The 14,491-nt window shown below is 61.4% G+C and carries 9 protein-coding genes; 5 read left to right on the top strand and 4 right to left on the bottom strand.

Going from position 1 to position 14,491, the window contains the following annotated elements; genetic code table 11:
* Positions 1-4 precede the first annotated feature (4 nt).
* Entirely contained in the window at positions 5-397 is a 393-nt protein-coding gene (locus tag MRY17_RS15755) for a MerR family transcriptional regulator (protein WP_057721728.1), read from the bottom strand.
* Between the two features lie 533 nt (positions 398-930).
* Positions 931-1,866, bottom strand: coding sequence for a LysR family transcriptional regulator (locus tag MRY17_RS15750; protein WP_181284081.1), 936 nt, complete (start codon positions 1,864-1,866; stop codon positions 931-933).
* 167 nt (positions 1,867-2,033) lie between these two features.
* Between MRY17_RS15750 and MRY17_RS15745 the strand changes: the two genes are divergently transcribed.
* A complete protein-coding gene (locus MRY17_RS15745) occupies positions 2,034-3,263 on the top strand; it encodes an acyl-CoA dehydrogenase (protein WP_191951934.1) in 1,230 nt (409 codons plus the stop codon).
* A gap of 121 nt (positions 3,264-3,384) precedes the next feature.
* On the opposite strand, the gene MRY17_RS15740 is transcribed toward MRY17_RS15745, so the two are convergent.
* Both MRY17_RS15740 and xthA read right to left on the bottom strand, forming a co-directional pair.
* Positions 3,385-4,716, bottom strand: a complete 1,332-nt coding sequence (locus tag MRY17_RS15740) for a substrate-binding domain-containing protein (RefSeq protein WP_191956711.1) — start codon at positions 4,714-4,716, stop codon at positions 3,385-3,387.
* Positions 4,717-4,953: 237 nt separating this feature from the next.
* Positions 4,954-5,766 carry an exodeoxyribonuclease III gene (gene xthA, locus MRY17_RS15735; protein WP_181284078.1) on the bottom strand — a complete coding sequence of 271 codons (813 nt, stop codon included), beginning with the start codon at positions 5,764-5,766 and terminating at the stop codon, positions 4,954-4,956.
* A gap of 168 nt (positions 5,767-5,934) precedes the next feature.
* On the opposite strand from xthA, the gene MRY17_RS15730 reads away from it, so the two are divergent.
* The 4 genes from MRY17_RS15730 (at position 5,935) to MRY17_RS15715 (ending at position 14,477) form a co-directional block, all read left to right on the top strand.
* Positions 5,935-6,585: a GNAT family N-acetyltransferase gene (locus MRY17_RS15730; protein WP_191956710.1), complete on the top strand. Its 651-nt coding sequence runs from the start codon at positions 5,935-5,937 to the stop codon at positions 6,583-6,585.
* Positions 6,586-6,649: 64 nt separating this feature from the next.
* Positions 6,650-8,377: an autotransporter assembly complex protein TamA gene (locus MRY17_RS15725; RefSeq protein WP_191956709.1), complete on the top strand. Its 1,728-nt coding sequence runs from the start codon at positions 6,650-6,652 to the stop codon at positions 8,375-8,377.
* A complete protein-coding gene (locus MRY17_RS15720) occupies positions 8,377-12,063 on the top strand; it encodes a translocation/assembly module TamB domain-containing protein (RefSeq protein WP_243352451.1) in 3,687 nt (1,228 codons plus the stop codon). The genes MRY17_RS15725 and MRY17_RS15720 overlap by 1 nt, the downstream gene beginning before the upstream one ends.
* Positions 12,064-12,392: 329 nt before the next feature.
* Complete coding sequence (locus MRY17_RS15715; protein WP_243352450.1) at positions 12,393-14,477, top strand: YadA-like family protein; 2,085 nt, start codon at positions 12,393-12,395, stop codon at positions 14,475-14,477.
* Positions 14,478-14,491: the final 14 nt, after the last annotated feature.

The following is a 14,491-nucleotide window of genomic DNA, read 5'->3' as shown; positions in this document are numbered from 1 at the left end:
CTGGTCAATGGCCGGCCTGGCGCATGGTGTGTGCCAGAGCCTGGGTGCAGCGCTCTTCGGCGGTGTCCAGTTCCAGCTTCATCTGTTCGATATCCAGCAACTGTTGCTCGAGTTGCTCACGGCGCTCGGCGATCTTTGCCAGCATGCTGTTGAGTTGAATGTGGTTGCCGCTGGTGGGGTCGTAGAGTTCGATCAGCTCGCGGCATTCGGCCAGGGAGAAGCCGATGCGCTTGCCGCGCAGAATCAGCTTGAGGCTGACCTTGTCCCGCGCCGAGTAAATGCGCTCCTGGCCCCGGCGTTCGGGGGCGAGCAGGCCTTGCTCCTCGTAGAAGCGAATGGCGCGGGTGGTGATGTCGAGCTCGCGGGCGAGGTCGGAGATGCTGTAGGTGGTGCTCATGGGGGTGCTCGAGAAAGTCCTGGGGCTAAACTAATGGCAGGTTGACGTGAACGTCAAGGGCTCCCTTGCTGGTGCTTCACGATCCAAATGTGGGAGGGGGGCTTGCCCCCGATGGCGGCCTCAGAGCCGACCAGGATGTTGGATCAAATCGAGTACATATCCGTTTCTTCGGTAACGGCTGCTTAGGGTTCCGCCCTTACGGCGGCTCACTTTTGAAAAGCGCAAAAGTAAGCAAAACGCTCTTGCCCCACCACTCGGCACCTCGCCTGGGCTCGGTGTTCCCTCACTCCGGCTTGAATCCGTGGGCCGCCGCAATGGGCCATCCTTGGCCCAGTGCGGCTAACCCGGCGTCCTGCCGGGTTGCCCACGGATTCAAGCCTGCGTTCGGCCAGCGTGGTTTAACGGGGCGCCTAGGATCAAAAGCCAGATCAAGATCAAGATCAAGAGCGGCTCGCTTCGCATCGTGGTTAGCGGTGGGCGCTACGGCGTTGTGTAGATACTGCAAGCCCCCCACACTGGGGCCTGCTGCAACCTCAAGCCTGTTGCTTATCCAGTTTCTTCTCATGGGCCGTGACTTGCTGGCACAACTCGATCATCTGTTCGCGCATCCAGCGGTTCGCCGGGTCCTGGTCGGTGCTTTCGTGCCAGTACAAATGGGTTTCCACCGGCGGCACGTCGTTGACCGGCAGGTTGAACCAGTGCAGTTCATGGCGACGGGCGAAGCGTTCGGGCACGGTCATGACCATGTCGGTCTGCTGCAATACTTGCGACGCCATCAGATAGTGCTGGGAGCGCAGGGCGATCTTGCGCTGGATGCCCATCTTGCCCAGGGCCAGGTCCACGTGCCCCAGTCCGTTGCGGCGGCTGGAAATATGAATATGGGTCAGCGAGAGGTAGTCATCCAGGGTGAATTTGTCCTTGCCCGCCATCGGGTGGCCCTTGCGCATGGCGCACACGTAGCGGTCCTCCATCAGCTTGACGTGACGCACTTGCGGGTCGGTGTTGAGCGGTGCATCCACGGCGAAATCCAGGCGTCCGGCGGCCAGTTCCTTGGTGGTTTCGCGGCGTTTGGACAGGAAACTCTCGATAACCACCGTCGGCGCCAGGCGGCGCAGACGCTGGAACAGTGCTGGCAAAATCACGGCTTCGGTGAGATCGGTCATGCTGATGCGATAGGTCTTGGCCGCCTGTTGCGGATTGAAAATCCGGCTCTCCTGCACCGACACCCGCAGCAACGACAATGCGTTGCGCACCGGGCCGATGATGTTCTGCGCCATCGGCGTAGGCACCATGCCTTGGGCGGTGCGCACGAATAGCGGGTCGTTGAAGGTCTCGCGCAGGCGTGCCAGCGCGTTGGACACCGCCGGCTGGGTGATGCCGACAATCTGCCCGGCTCGGGTGAGGTTGGCTTCGGTGTAGATCGCGTCGAAGACGATAAAGAGGTTGAGGTCGACCTTGCTCAGATTCATTTGGGTTGCGCTCTTATTATCAGGTGGCGATTTTTTACGTCTTCAGACGCCGATCATATATCGGTGATGAATGTTAATACACGCCGAGAATAGGCTAGGTAAATTATCAGCGCTGTTCTAGCATCGATTGCATGACCTAAACAACCTCTCACAGAAGGGAGCCGCTCATGGATTTCGCCTATTCGCCCAAGGTTCAGGAACTGCGTGAACGCGTCAGCGCATTCATGGACGCTTACGTCTACCCGGCCGAGCCGGTGTTCGAACGCCAGGTCAGCGAAGGTGACCGCTGGCAGCCCACCGCCATCATGGAAGAGCTCAAAGCCAAGGCCAAAGCCGAGGGGTTGTGGAACCTGTTCCTGCCGGAATCCGAGCTGGGCGCCGGCCTGACCAACCTTGAGTACGCGCCATTGGCCGAGATCATGGGCCGCTCCTTGCTCGGCCCGGAACCGTTCAACTGTTCCGCGCCCGACACCGGCAACATGGAAGTGCTGGTGCGCTACGCCAACGAAGAGCAGAAACAACGCTGGCTCGAGCCGCTGCTGCGTGGCGAGATTCGTTCAGCCTTCGCCATGACCGAACCGGATGTAGCCTCCTCGGACGCCACCAACATGGCCGCCCGCGCCGAACGCCAGGGCGATGAATGGGTGATCAACGGCAAGAAGTGGTGGACCTCCGGCGCCTGCGACCCGCGCTGCAAGATCCTGATCTTCATGGGCCTGAGCAACCCGGATGCGCCGCGCCACCAGCAGCACTCGATGATCCTGGTGCCAGTGGACACGCCCGGCGTAAAAATCCTGCGCCCGCTGCCGGTATTCGGCTACGACGACGCGCCCCACGGCCACGCCGAAGTGTTGTTCGACAACGTACGCGTGCCTTACGAAAACGTGCTGTTGGGCGAGGGGCGCGGGTTTGAGATCGCCCAGGGCCGGCTCGGCCCGGGCCGTATCCACCACTGCATGCGCTCGATCGGCATGGCCGAGCGCGCGCTGGAATTGATGTGCAAACGCTCGGTCAGCCGCAGCGCCTTCGGCAAGCCGCTGGCCCGCCTGGGCGGCAATATCGACAAGATCGCCGACTCGCGCATGGAAATCGACATGGCGCGGCTGCTGACCTTGAAAGCGGCGTACATGATGGACACCGTGGGCAATAAAGTCGCCAAGAGCGAAATCGCCCAGATCAAGGTGGTTGCGCCGAATGTAGCGTTGAAGGTCATTGACCGTGCGATCCAGATTCACGGCGGTGCCGGGGTGTCCAATGACTTCCCGCTGGCCTATATGTACGCCATGCAGCGCACCCTGCGCCTGGCCGATGGCCCGGATGAAGTGCACCGTGCGGCGATCGGCAAGTTCGAGATTGGCAAGTATGTGCCCAAGGAGATGATGCGCGGCGGGCAGTGAGACCGCGTCGCCTGCTATCGGCGGCAAGCCACCTCCCACACTTGGATTTATGAATACAGGCAAAATGTGGGAGGGGGCTTGCCCCCGATGAGGCCGGCTTGAACACCCCAAAAACCCAGCCTCAGTACACCCAAACCTCCACCCGCCGATTCTTGATCCGGCCTTCATCCGCCGTATTTGCCGCCACCGGCATCTGCCCGCCAAACCCACGAATATCGCGCAGTATCACGCCGCTTTTGACCAACTCCCGGCGCACCGCCATGGCCCGCAACTTCGATAGCAAGGCCGCCCGCTGCGGATCATCCTTGGCATCGCCAAACCCCACCAGCGTCACCTGCTTGTGCAGTTTGCCGTGGCTTTTCAGGTAGGCCACCACCCGCTGCACATCCTGGCGCGCCTTGTTGTCCAGGCTGGCGCTGCCTTCCTCGAAACGAAAGTTCACGGTCAGGCGCTGGGCGTTGCGCACAATCGCTTGATAATCCCCTGGCATCGAGGCGCGGGGTTCCACGCCGATTGCCTGCACGTGCTGTGCGATAAAGCCGTTGGCCGCGACGATGGCCTGGCCCTGGCTGCTTTGGGCAAAGTCCACCAATGCCTTGGCCCAGGGATTATGCGTCGCCAGCGGCAGATAAAAGTACAGTCGTCGTGACAGCGGGTAATCCTCGGTGGCGATCAGGCTGCTCAGTGGCAGCATCGGTTGCGAGTCGCCATCGACCACCGCCACGGCCTTGGCTTGGCGTACGTAGGGCAGCCCGATAAAACCGATGCCCTGAGGGTCCCGGCTGACCGCATCGGACAGCGCTTCACTGGACTCGAAACGCCGGGCCGACGCGGCCAGCGGTTTGTCGCGGCGATTCAGCACCAGCTCCTTGAAGGTGTCGTAGGTACCGGACCGGTCGTCGCGGGCGTACACATGAATGGCGCCGCCACTGCCGCCCAGTGCTTCCCAGGTGCTGATCTGGCCATTGAATATTTGCGCCAGTTGCTCGGTGTTGAGGGTGTTCAGCCGATTCTGCGGGTTAAGGATGATCGCCAGGCCGTCTATGGCGATCACCTGTTCGGCGTCGGGACTTTTCATGTCGCCCAGAGGCTCGAGGGCGACCAGTTCGTGGTCGTTGATCGGGCGCGATGACGCGGCCAGGTCGGCGCTGTTGTTTTTCAGCGCGGCAAAACCGGTGCTGGAGCCATGGGCGGCTATGTCGATGAATACGGTTTTACCCTGACGGGTTTTGCCGATCACACGCTGCTCATTGGCGCCCTCGGCGGCTTCGCTGTGCACGCCTTGCAAACCCTGGCGCTCCATCAACCCCTTGACCAGGGCCGGCCCCAACCCCGCGCCGATGGTGTTGGAGCCCTGGATGCGCAGTGCCGGGCCTTGATCGGGAAGCGGGAGAGGGGAGGACACAGCGAAAAACGGGAAAAGCGTCAGCAGTAACAGAACGCGCAGCCTCATGCCGGCACCTTCTTGCGCAAAAGGGAGTGCCGCGAGATTAAGTCAGTTGGATTGCAAACATATGACTGATAAATCACAGATATAAATGTGGGAGGAGGCTTGCCCTGGCCCTCTGTAGGAGCGAGCTTGCTCGCGAAAAACTCACAGGCACCGCGTTCGTTCAGTAAACACGCGGTATCGTTGACGTTTTTCGCGAGCAAGCTCGCTCCTACAAGTTGACCGAGTAGTGTCAGGGAATTAACTCAATTCCAACCAGATCGGCGCATGGTCCGACGGCTTTTCCAGTGCCCGCAAATCATAATCGACGCCGGCATCCTTGACCCGCGGGAGCAAGCCGTTGGACGCCATGATCACATCGATGCGCAGCCCACGCTTGGGCTCGTCCTCAAAGCCACGGCTGCGGTAATCGAACCAGCTGAAACGGTCGGTCACCTCAGGGTTCAAGTGACGGAAGCTGTCCACCAGGCCCCAGTTTTTCAGGCGGGCCATCCACTCGCGCTCTTCCGGCAGGAAGCTGCACTTGCCGGTTTTCAGCCAGCGTTTGGCGTTGTCGGCGCCGATGCCGATGTCGCAGTCCTGTGGGGAAATATTCACGTCGCCCATCACCACCAGGGCCTGATCATTGCTGAAGCGGCTTTCCAGCAGTTGTTGCAGGTCTTCATAGAAGCGCTGTTTGGCCGGGAATTTGGTGGGGTGGTCGCGGCTTTCACCTTGTGGAAAGTAGCCGTTCATGATGATGACCGGGTTGCCGGTTTCGTCGGCGAAGGTGCCCCAGATAAACCGGCGCTGGGCGTCTTCTTCATCGCTGGCAAAACCCTTGTGCACGCTTAACGCTTCCTTGCGCGAGAGCAGGGCCACACCGTAATGGCCTTTCTGGCCATGGTAATAAACGTGATAGCCCAGCGCCTGGACCTCGGCCAGCGGGAACTGGTCGTCGTGGACCTTGGTTTCCTGCAGGCCAATGACGTCCGGCTGATGCTTTTCAATCAGCGCCGCCAGCTGATGAGGGCGGGCACGCAGCCCGTTGATATTGAAGGAGACGATTTTCATGGTCGGCGGTCCAGTCTGGCAAAAGGGCGATGCTAGCCGACAAGTCGGACGGGGGCCAGCGTGGCGGTAGGACGCATGCGCTGCTAATGTCTGGGAACGACTGGCGCTGCGCAGGTTCGTACCCATAAGAACGTCCTATTTTGAATGGCGTCCAGGAGATTGACTGTTATGCCTGACACTTCGACGGCCGCTGCCCAAATCCGTGTACTCAATAGCGGTTATTCCCGCGAAGCGCGTTCTCTGCTGTACCAGGCCTACCGTCACGAACCGACCTTCGCCTATATCTTCGAAGCCGAGCGGCCAGGTTATGAACAGCGCGTGCGCGCCACGGTGCGGGAGCTGGTCAAGCAGCATTTCTTCCAGAAACTTCCGGCCATCGGCCTGTTCGTCAACGACCGTTTGATCGGTGTCGCCCTTATCGCGCCGCCGCAACGGCGCCTGGGCATCACCGAGAGCTGGGCCTGGCAGATCCGCATGTGGCTGAGCACCGGTGTGCGCGGTACACGGCGTTACCTCGAATACCACCAGGCCGTGTTGGCGTGCCTGCCTGCAGAGTCGGTGCATGTGTTGCCGTTGCTGGGCATTCACCCGCAGCTGCAAGGTCAACACTACGGCGAACAACTGCTTGAAGCGGTCCACAACTGGTGCGCCGATGACCCGCATTCATCGGGCGTAGTGCTCGACACGGGCAATTCCCGATACCTGGATTTCTATAAGCGCCAGGGCTATGAGGAAATCGGTGAAATAGCCGTAGGACCCGTCCTGGAGCATGTGTTTTTTCATCCCAATCCCCAGGCGTTACGTGCTGCAACGGCTTGAGACAGAATTATTCAGATAAATCCGAGTTCAAAGTTCCTCTCTCGCTCGTGTAGCATCCGCGCCTATGAAGTTTCCAGGAAGATTTACCAGCGGCTTGATTCTGCTGTTCACAAGCTGCGGCGCTTTGGCGCAAAGCGAACTGGACGTGCGGATCAAACCCTCAAATGACGCGCTGAAAGCCAACATCGAAGGCTACATCGGCGGGGTTGGCGATCGTGATGAAGAAGCCCTGCTGCGATTCAGCCGTGGGGCCGAAGAACAGGCGCGCAAAGCGGCCCAGGCGCTGGGTTTCTATCAGCCCCGGATTGCCAGCGATGTGAAGGGCGGCAAGAATCCGCGCCTGACCCTCACCATCGATCCCGGCGAGCCGGTGCATCTGCGCAACGTTACCCTGCGGGTCGACGGGCCGGCGGCGAGCCTCAAGGGATTTCGCGTGCGCGCCAGCGACGATCTCAAGCCCGGCGCGGTGCTCAATCACGGCCATTACGACGACGCCAAGCGCCTGATCCAGAACCAGGCGTCGCGCTACGGCTTTTTCAGCGGGCGCTTTACCAGCCAGAAACTTGCCGTCGACCCTCAAGCAGGCGTGGCCGACATCGAACTCATTTACGACAGCGGCCCGCGCTACAGCATGGGTAAGGTCAGCTTCAGCGGCGACACGCCCTTTGACGAAGAGCTGTTGCAACGCATGGTGCCGTTCAAACCTGGCACGCCCTATGACTCCGAACTGGTCGCCGAACTCAACCAGAACCTGCAGGCCAGTGGTTTTTTCGACAGCGTGCGCGTGGACGCCAGCCCCACAGCCTCGACCAATGACGTGATTCCGGTGGCCGTGCAACTGGACACGCGCAAACCACGCACCATGGGCCTGGGCCTGGGGTTCTCAACCGACGTCGGCCCGCGCGGCAAGGCCAACTGGACGCGCCACTGGGTCAACCCCCAGGGCCACAGTTATGGCTGGGAAGCCGAGTTGTCGGCGCCGCGCCAGAACGTCGGCCTGTGGTACGACATTCCACTGGATCCTCCGCTCACCGACAAGTTGCGTTTCGCCGGCGGCTATCAGAATGAAGAGATCGCCAACACCGACACCTTGAGCAAGCTGCTCACCCTCGGCCCCGAATGGCACAGCAAGTTGCCCAGCGGCTGGACGCGGGTGATCTCGCTCAAATACCAGCGTGAAGAGTATCGCCTGGGCAATGACTCGGGCTTGAGCAACCTGGTGATGCCGGGCATCAGCTACTCCTACCTGCGCAGCGACAACCGCATCGATCCGCACAACGGCTATCGCCTGATGTTCGACAGCAAAGTCGCCAAGGAAGGGCTCGGTTCCGACACCAACCTGCTGTATGGCACCGCCACGATCAAGGGCTTGACCACCTTGTGGGATAACCACCGCTTTCTTGGCCGCGCGCAAGTAGGGGGCAGTGCCACCAATGGCTACAAATCCGTGCCACCGTCGCTGCGCTTCTTCGCCGGTGGCGACCAGAGCGTGCGCGGTTATGAATACCAGACCCTGTCGCCGGAAAACGATCGCGGCGACCGCATCGGTGGCCGCTACATGGTGGCGCTGAGCGCCGAGTACCAATATTCCATCACTGAAAAATGGCGGATCGCGACCTTTATCGACCAGGGCAACTCGTTCAATACGCTGGACATGCCCAGCCTGAAAACCGGCGTGGGTGTCGGTGTGCGCTGGGTCTCGCCCGTGGGCCCGATCCGCCTCGACCTGGCCCATGCCCTGGAAGACCCGGGAGGCGTTCGATTGCACTTTTCCATGGGGCCTGAGCTGTGATGCGTGGTTTGAAAATAGCGGGGCTGGCGCTGGTCGCCATCCTCGCCTTGCTGTTATTGGCGCTGTGGTCGGTGCTCGGCACCCAGGCGGGCAGTCGTTGGGCCTTGGGCCAGGTGCCAGGTTTGAGCGTGGAAAATTTCCAGGGGCACCTGGACGGGCAGTGGCGTGCCGACCATCTGCTGTGGCAACAGGACGGCAGCCGCGTCGAGCTGAATGCACCGATATTCGACTGGTCGCCCGGCTGCCTGCTGCGCATGACCCTGTGCATCAACCGACTGGAGGTGGAACAGGTCAGCCTGGAATTCGCCCCCGGTGCCGAAGAAAGCGACAGCGGGCCGATTCAACTCCCCGACCTGAAACTGCCGGTTGCCCTGCAGTTGGGCGATGTGCGCATCGGCAGCCTGCTGTTCAACGGCAGTGAAGAACTCAAGGGTCTGCAACTGGCGGCGCACTGGACCACCGCCGGTATGCAGATCGACTCGGTGCATCTGCAGCGCGACGATCTGGTACTGGACCTCGCCGGCCTGCTGCAACCTACCGGCGATTGGCCGCTGAATGCAACCGGTAACCTGAGCTTGCCCTATGCGCCGGGCGGCGCACCCTGGACCATCGCCCTCAAGCTCGAGGGCGACCTGCTCAAGACCCTCAAGCTCGACGCCGACAGCAGCGGCTACCTGCCGGCCAAGCTCACCGGCGAGCTGCAACCCCTGGTGGAACATTTGCCTGCGCAGTTGCACATCACCTCCGAGTCGTTCAAGCCCAGCGCAGACCTGCCCGATACCCTGCAACTCAACCAACTGGACCTGAGCGCCAAAGGCGACCTGAGCAAGGGCTACCAGTTGCTGGGCAAGGCCGTGCTACCGGCCGAAAAAGGCCCGGTGGATTTACAGCTCAAGGGCAAGGTTGACGCCAAGGGCGCGCAGATCGCCGGCCTGGACCTGATGGCCGGCGACAAGCAAAGCCTCAAGCTCAGTGCCAACCTGGACTGGCAGCAAGGCTTCAGTGCGGACGCCAAGATCGACTGGCTGGATTTTCCCTGGCATCGCCTCTATCCGGTCATCGACGAGCCGCAAGTGGCCTTGCGCACCTTCAATGGTGAAATCTCCTATAAAGACGGCAACTACCTGGGCAATCTCAAGGCCGACCTCGACGGCCCGGCGGGCAAGTTCAATGTGGTCAGCCCCTTTAGTGGCGACCTCAAGCAAGTCTTCCTGCCTGAGCTGAAGCTGAGCGCCGGCCAGGGCAAGGCCGAAGGCCACCTGAACCTGCAATTCGCCGACGGCATTGCCTGGGACACCGCCCTGGATCTGTCGGCGCTGAACCCGGCCTACTGGGTCGCGGAATTGCCCGGCACCCTGGCCGGGCCGCTACGCAGCAAAGGCGAGTTCAAGAACGAACAGCTCAAGCTCAACGCCGACCTCGACCTCAAGGGCCGCCTGCGCGGCCAAACCGCCGTGCTCGCGGCCAAGGCCGAAGGCGCCGGCGAACAATGGACCCTCGCCAACCTGGACATCCGCCTGGGCGATAACCGCATCAACGGCAGCGGCAGCCTGCAACAGCGCCTGGCCGGGCAGATCGACATCAAGCTGGCGCGCCTGGCCCAGCTCTGGCCGCAACTGCGTGGGCAAGTCAACGGGCGTGTCGAGGTGGCCGGTACCTTGAAAGCCCCTCAAGGCAAGCTCGACCTCAATGGCCAGCAACTGGCCTTTGCCGACAACCGCCTGCAAACCCTCAACCTGGACGCCAACCTCGATAGCGCCCAGCGCGCCAAGCTTGACCTCAAGGCCAGCGGTATTCAAAGCGGCGAGACGCAAGTCGGCAACCTCACTGCCAGCGCCCAGGGCGATATCAAAAGCCAGAAAGTCCAGCTGGCCCTGACCGGCCCGCTGGTCAAACTGGCCCTGGCCCTGGACGGCAACCTCGATAAAGACGACTGGCGCGGGCGCCTGGCCAGCGGCGACGTGCAAGCCGGTGGCCAGGACTGGCGGCTGCAAGCCCCGGCGAAGATCGAACGCCTGGCCGATGGCAAGCTGACCTTTGGCGCACACTGCTGGGTCTCCGGCGGCGCCAGCCTGTGTGGCGAGGACCAGCGCCTGATGCCCGAGCCGAAGCTGCGCTACCACCTCAAGCAATTCCCCCTCGACAGCCTCGCGGCCTTCTTGCCCAAAGACTTCGCCTGGCAGGGCAGGCTCAACGCCGATGTGCAACTGGACCTGCCCCAGAGCGGCCCCAAAGGCGTGGTCGCGGTGGACGCCAGTGGCGGCACCTTGCGCGTGCGCGACAAAGGCCAGTGGCTGGATTTCCCCTACGACACCCTGAAAATGGAAACCACCCTCAACCCCAAGCGCATCGACACCCAGCTGAATTTCCGTGGCGGCAAGCTCGGCGAGTTGTTGTTGCAGGCACAGATCAACCCGCTGCCGAACAACAAACCGGTCACTGGCACCTTCAGCCTCGCCGGCCTGGACCTTTCCGTCGCGCGGCCCTTTGTGCCCATGGTGGAAAAACTCACCGGCAAGCTCAACGGCAGCGGCCGCATCTCCGGCGGCTTGCTCGCGCCCCTGGTCAACGGCAACCTGAACCTGGTGGACGGCGAAGTCTCCGGGCCAGAACTGCCGATCAGCCTCGAGGGCCTGAACCTGCAAGCGCAGATCGCTGGCGAAAGCGTGCAGCTCAATGGCGGCTGGCACAGTGGCAAGGCCGGGCAGGGCAGCCTCACGGGCCAGATCGACTGGGGCCGCGCACTGCTGGTCGACCTCAGCCTCAAAGGTTCGCAACTGCCGGTCACCGTGGAGCCTTACGCCAAGCTGGAAGTGGCGCCCGACCTGAAGATCAGCCTCAAGGACGACAAACTGGCGATTGCCGGCAAAGTCCACATCCCCCGTGGCGACATCACCGTACGCGAACTGCCGCCTTCGACCGTCAAGGTCTCCGACGACACCGTGATCATCGGCAGCCAGACCGAAGAGGGTAAACCGCCGATGGCCATGGCCATGGATATCGACGTGGAAGTGGGGGAAGACCAGCTCAACTTCGCCGGCTTCGGCCTCACCGCCAAGGTCCAGGGCCATGTGCACATCGGCGACAACATGGACACCCGCGGCGAGCTGTGGCTCAACGACGGCCGCTACCGCGCTTACGGCCAGCGCCTCAACGTGCGTCGCGCACGCCTGTTGTTCGCCGGGCCGCTGGACCAACCCTTCCTGGACATCGAAGCCGTGCGCGTGGTGGTCGAATCATCCCGCACCGTGACCGCCGGTATTCGCCTGAGCGGCAGCGCCGAACAGCCCACCACGCAGATCTTCTCCGAGCCGACCATGGCCCAGGAAGATGCGCTGTCGTACCTGGTGCTGGGCCGTTCGCGCACCAACACCGGCGAAGACAACAACATGCTCGCCGAAGCCGCCTTGGGCCTGGGTTTGATGGGCAGTACCGGTGTGACCTCGGACATTGCCAATAAGCTGGGGATTCAAGATTTTGATCTGGATACCCAAGGCACCGGCAACAGTACGGCGGTGGTGGCCAGCGGCAAGATCAACGAGAAGCTCAGCCTGCGTTATGGGGTCGGGGTGTTCGAACCGGCTAACACTATTGCGTTGCGTTATTTGCTGAGCAAGAAGGTGTACCTGGAGGTGGCGACGGGTGTGGCCAGTTCTCTGGATGTTTTCTATAAGCGCGATTTCTAAGACGTACTCGGTCATAACATGTGGAAGGGGCAAACCCTTCCACATTTGATTGGCGCGCCAGTGTGTGAACACTATCGCTGTTAGCGAGTTGTAAGACTTGCATTCCATTAGTGCTGATTAAACCAGTTCTCAGGTGCGGCATGGGCTCGATTTGTCGTTATATGCCGGCGTTGTGGAAAATTATAAGTGGCCAGGATTTTTTTTAAGAATCGTCTTAAGGGAATTGTCACGCGTCAAACTTATTCTTCGCAAAGGGTAAAGTGATGCGGATGTCCGAAAGGATATAGTGCTGTGCTTTGCATCTTTAAGTTGTTTTGCGGATGTAAAAAATGAATAAGATTTATAATCTGGCATGGAATGAAGCGACCCGGGCCTGGGTAGCGGTGTCTGAACATGTGAGTGGTCAGGGCAAGAAAACAACAACGCGCTCGCGTGTGCTTCAGGGTCAACATAAGCGAAGTGTCGGGTTGGGTGGGTTGATCCTCCTGTCGGTGATTGCCATCCCGCAGATGGCGTCGGCTGCCAGTTACAACGATGGTTTCATACAGATCAAGGACGGGGCATACGGCAAGGGCGAGGCGGTAGCGACCTCTATCAACACGTTGGCCATTGGCGCTGGCGCACAAGCGGCGGCGATCAGCGCAACCAGTGTCGGCTCGTCGGCGAAGGCGACCGGCGTAAACAGCACTGCAGTGGGAACATTGTCTGGCGCTCAAAGTGCGGAGAGCTCTGCATTTGGCATTGTCAGTAAGGCCAGCGGTAGTGGCGCTACGGCAGTGGGTGGGCGCTCTAACGCTGACGGCTTCCGGGCCGTGGCGCTGGGTAATTATGCGAATGCATCTGCCGATAATGCCGTTGCGCTCGGTGGTTCTTCCTCTGCGTTACATCGCGACAGTGTCGCGCTAGGCGCCTACTCATCTACCAGCGCTGCGATCGGCACCGCAGGCATTTCGATTGCCGGCGCACACTACGATTTCGCTGGAAGCAGCTCAAAAGGGGTTGTCAGCGTCGGCAGTAGCTCCTTTAAACGCCAACTGATCAACCTTGCGGCAGGGCGAGTGGGCGCTGGCTCCACTGACGCCGTGAATGGCTCCCAGCTCCATGCGACCAACCTGGCCCTGGAGGGGATGAGTGCGCAGGTCACCCAAAGCGGTGCCGATATGCAGAACCTGACTGCAAAGCTCAATGCTGGCGCGGTGGGGTTGGTTAATCAAGACGCACAAACCCAGGCGCTTGCCTTCGCCCAGTCCTCCGGCGGCAGCTCGGTTAATTTCGCTGGCGTCGATGGCGATCGCACCCTATCGGGCGTCAACGCTGGCACCTTGGCGGCGGGTAGCACCGAGGCGGTCAACGGCTCGCAGTTGTTTGAAGTTGCTCATCGCGTCGATGGCCTGGACGGTCGGGTGCAGACGCTGGAGAGCGGCTTGAGCGCAATTGCCAGCGGTGACGGGGTCAAGTATCTGCGCGCCAATTCCACCGGGGCCGATGCCGTGGCGTCTGGAACCGATTCGGTCGCGTTGGGGGCGAGTGCGCAGGCGGTGGCCAACGATTCGGTCGCACTGGGCGCGGGTTCAGTTGCAGATCGCGACAACAGCGTGTCGGTCGGCAGCACCGACAACGCGCGTCAGATCACCCATGTGGCCGGTGGCTCGGCGGCTACCGATGCGGTGAACGTGGCTCAACTCAATGAGGTGCGCACGTCGGTGGGCGCAGTGGCGGGCAACCTGCAGAACAGTGATGCGGCCATCGACCGGCTGAAAAATGGCCAGGACGGCATGATCAACGTCAACCCTGGGCTGGCCCGCGCAGCGGTTGTAGCGCCCGTGGCTTCTGGCGTGAATGCTGTGGCCGCCGGTGCGGGCGCCGTGGCGTCAGGTCACAACAGCTCAGCCCTGGGTTCCTCTGCCCGCGCTACGGCAACCAACGCCGTGGCCGTCGGTAACGGGGCCAGTGCAACGGCGCAAAACGCGGTGGCGCTGGGTACCGATGCCGTTGCGGACCGCGATAACAGTGTGTCGTTGGGCCAGGCAGGGGCGGAACGCCAGATGACTCATGTGGCTGCCGGTACCTCGGCCACTGATGCAGTCAACCTTGGCCAGATGAGCAAGGGCCTCGCTGAGGCAAATGCCTTGACTCGTCAGGTCTACAACACCTTGCACCGAGATATCAAAAACCTGGATGACAAGTTGAGCGCCGGCGTTGCCGGGGCCATGGCCATGGCGGCATTGCCCCAGCCTTACTCGCCGGGCGCGAGCATGACGGCCGCGGGCGTCAGTGGTTACCGAGGGCAGTCGGCGCTGGCGGTCGGCATGTCCCATATCTCGGATAACGGGCGCTGGGTGAGCAAGCTTCAGGGCAATACCAATACCCAAGGGGAGGTGGGGTTGTCGGTCGGTGTGGGCTATCAGTGGTGATGCAGCACTAAAAG

The organism is Pseudomonas orientalis (assembly GCF_022807995.1).
GTDB lineage: Bacteria > Pseudomonadota > Gammaproteobacteria > Pseudomonadales > Pseudomonadaceae > Aquipseudomonas > Aquipseudomonas orientalis_B.
This window is presented reverse-complemented; position numbering and strand designations above follow the sequence as displayed.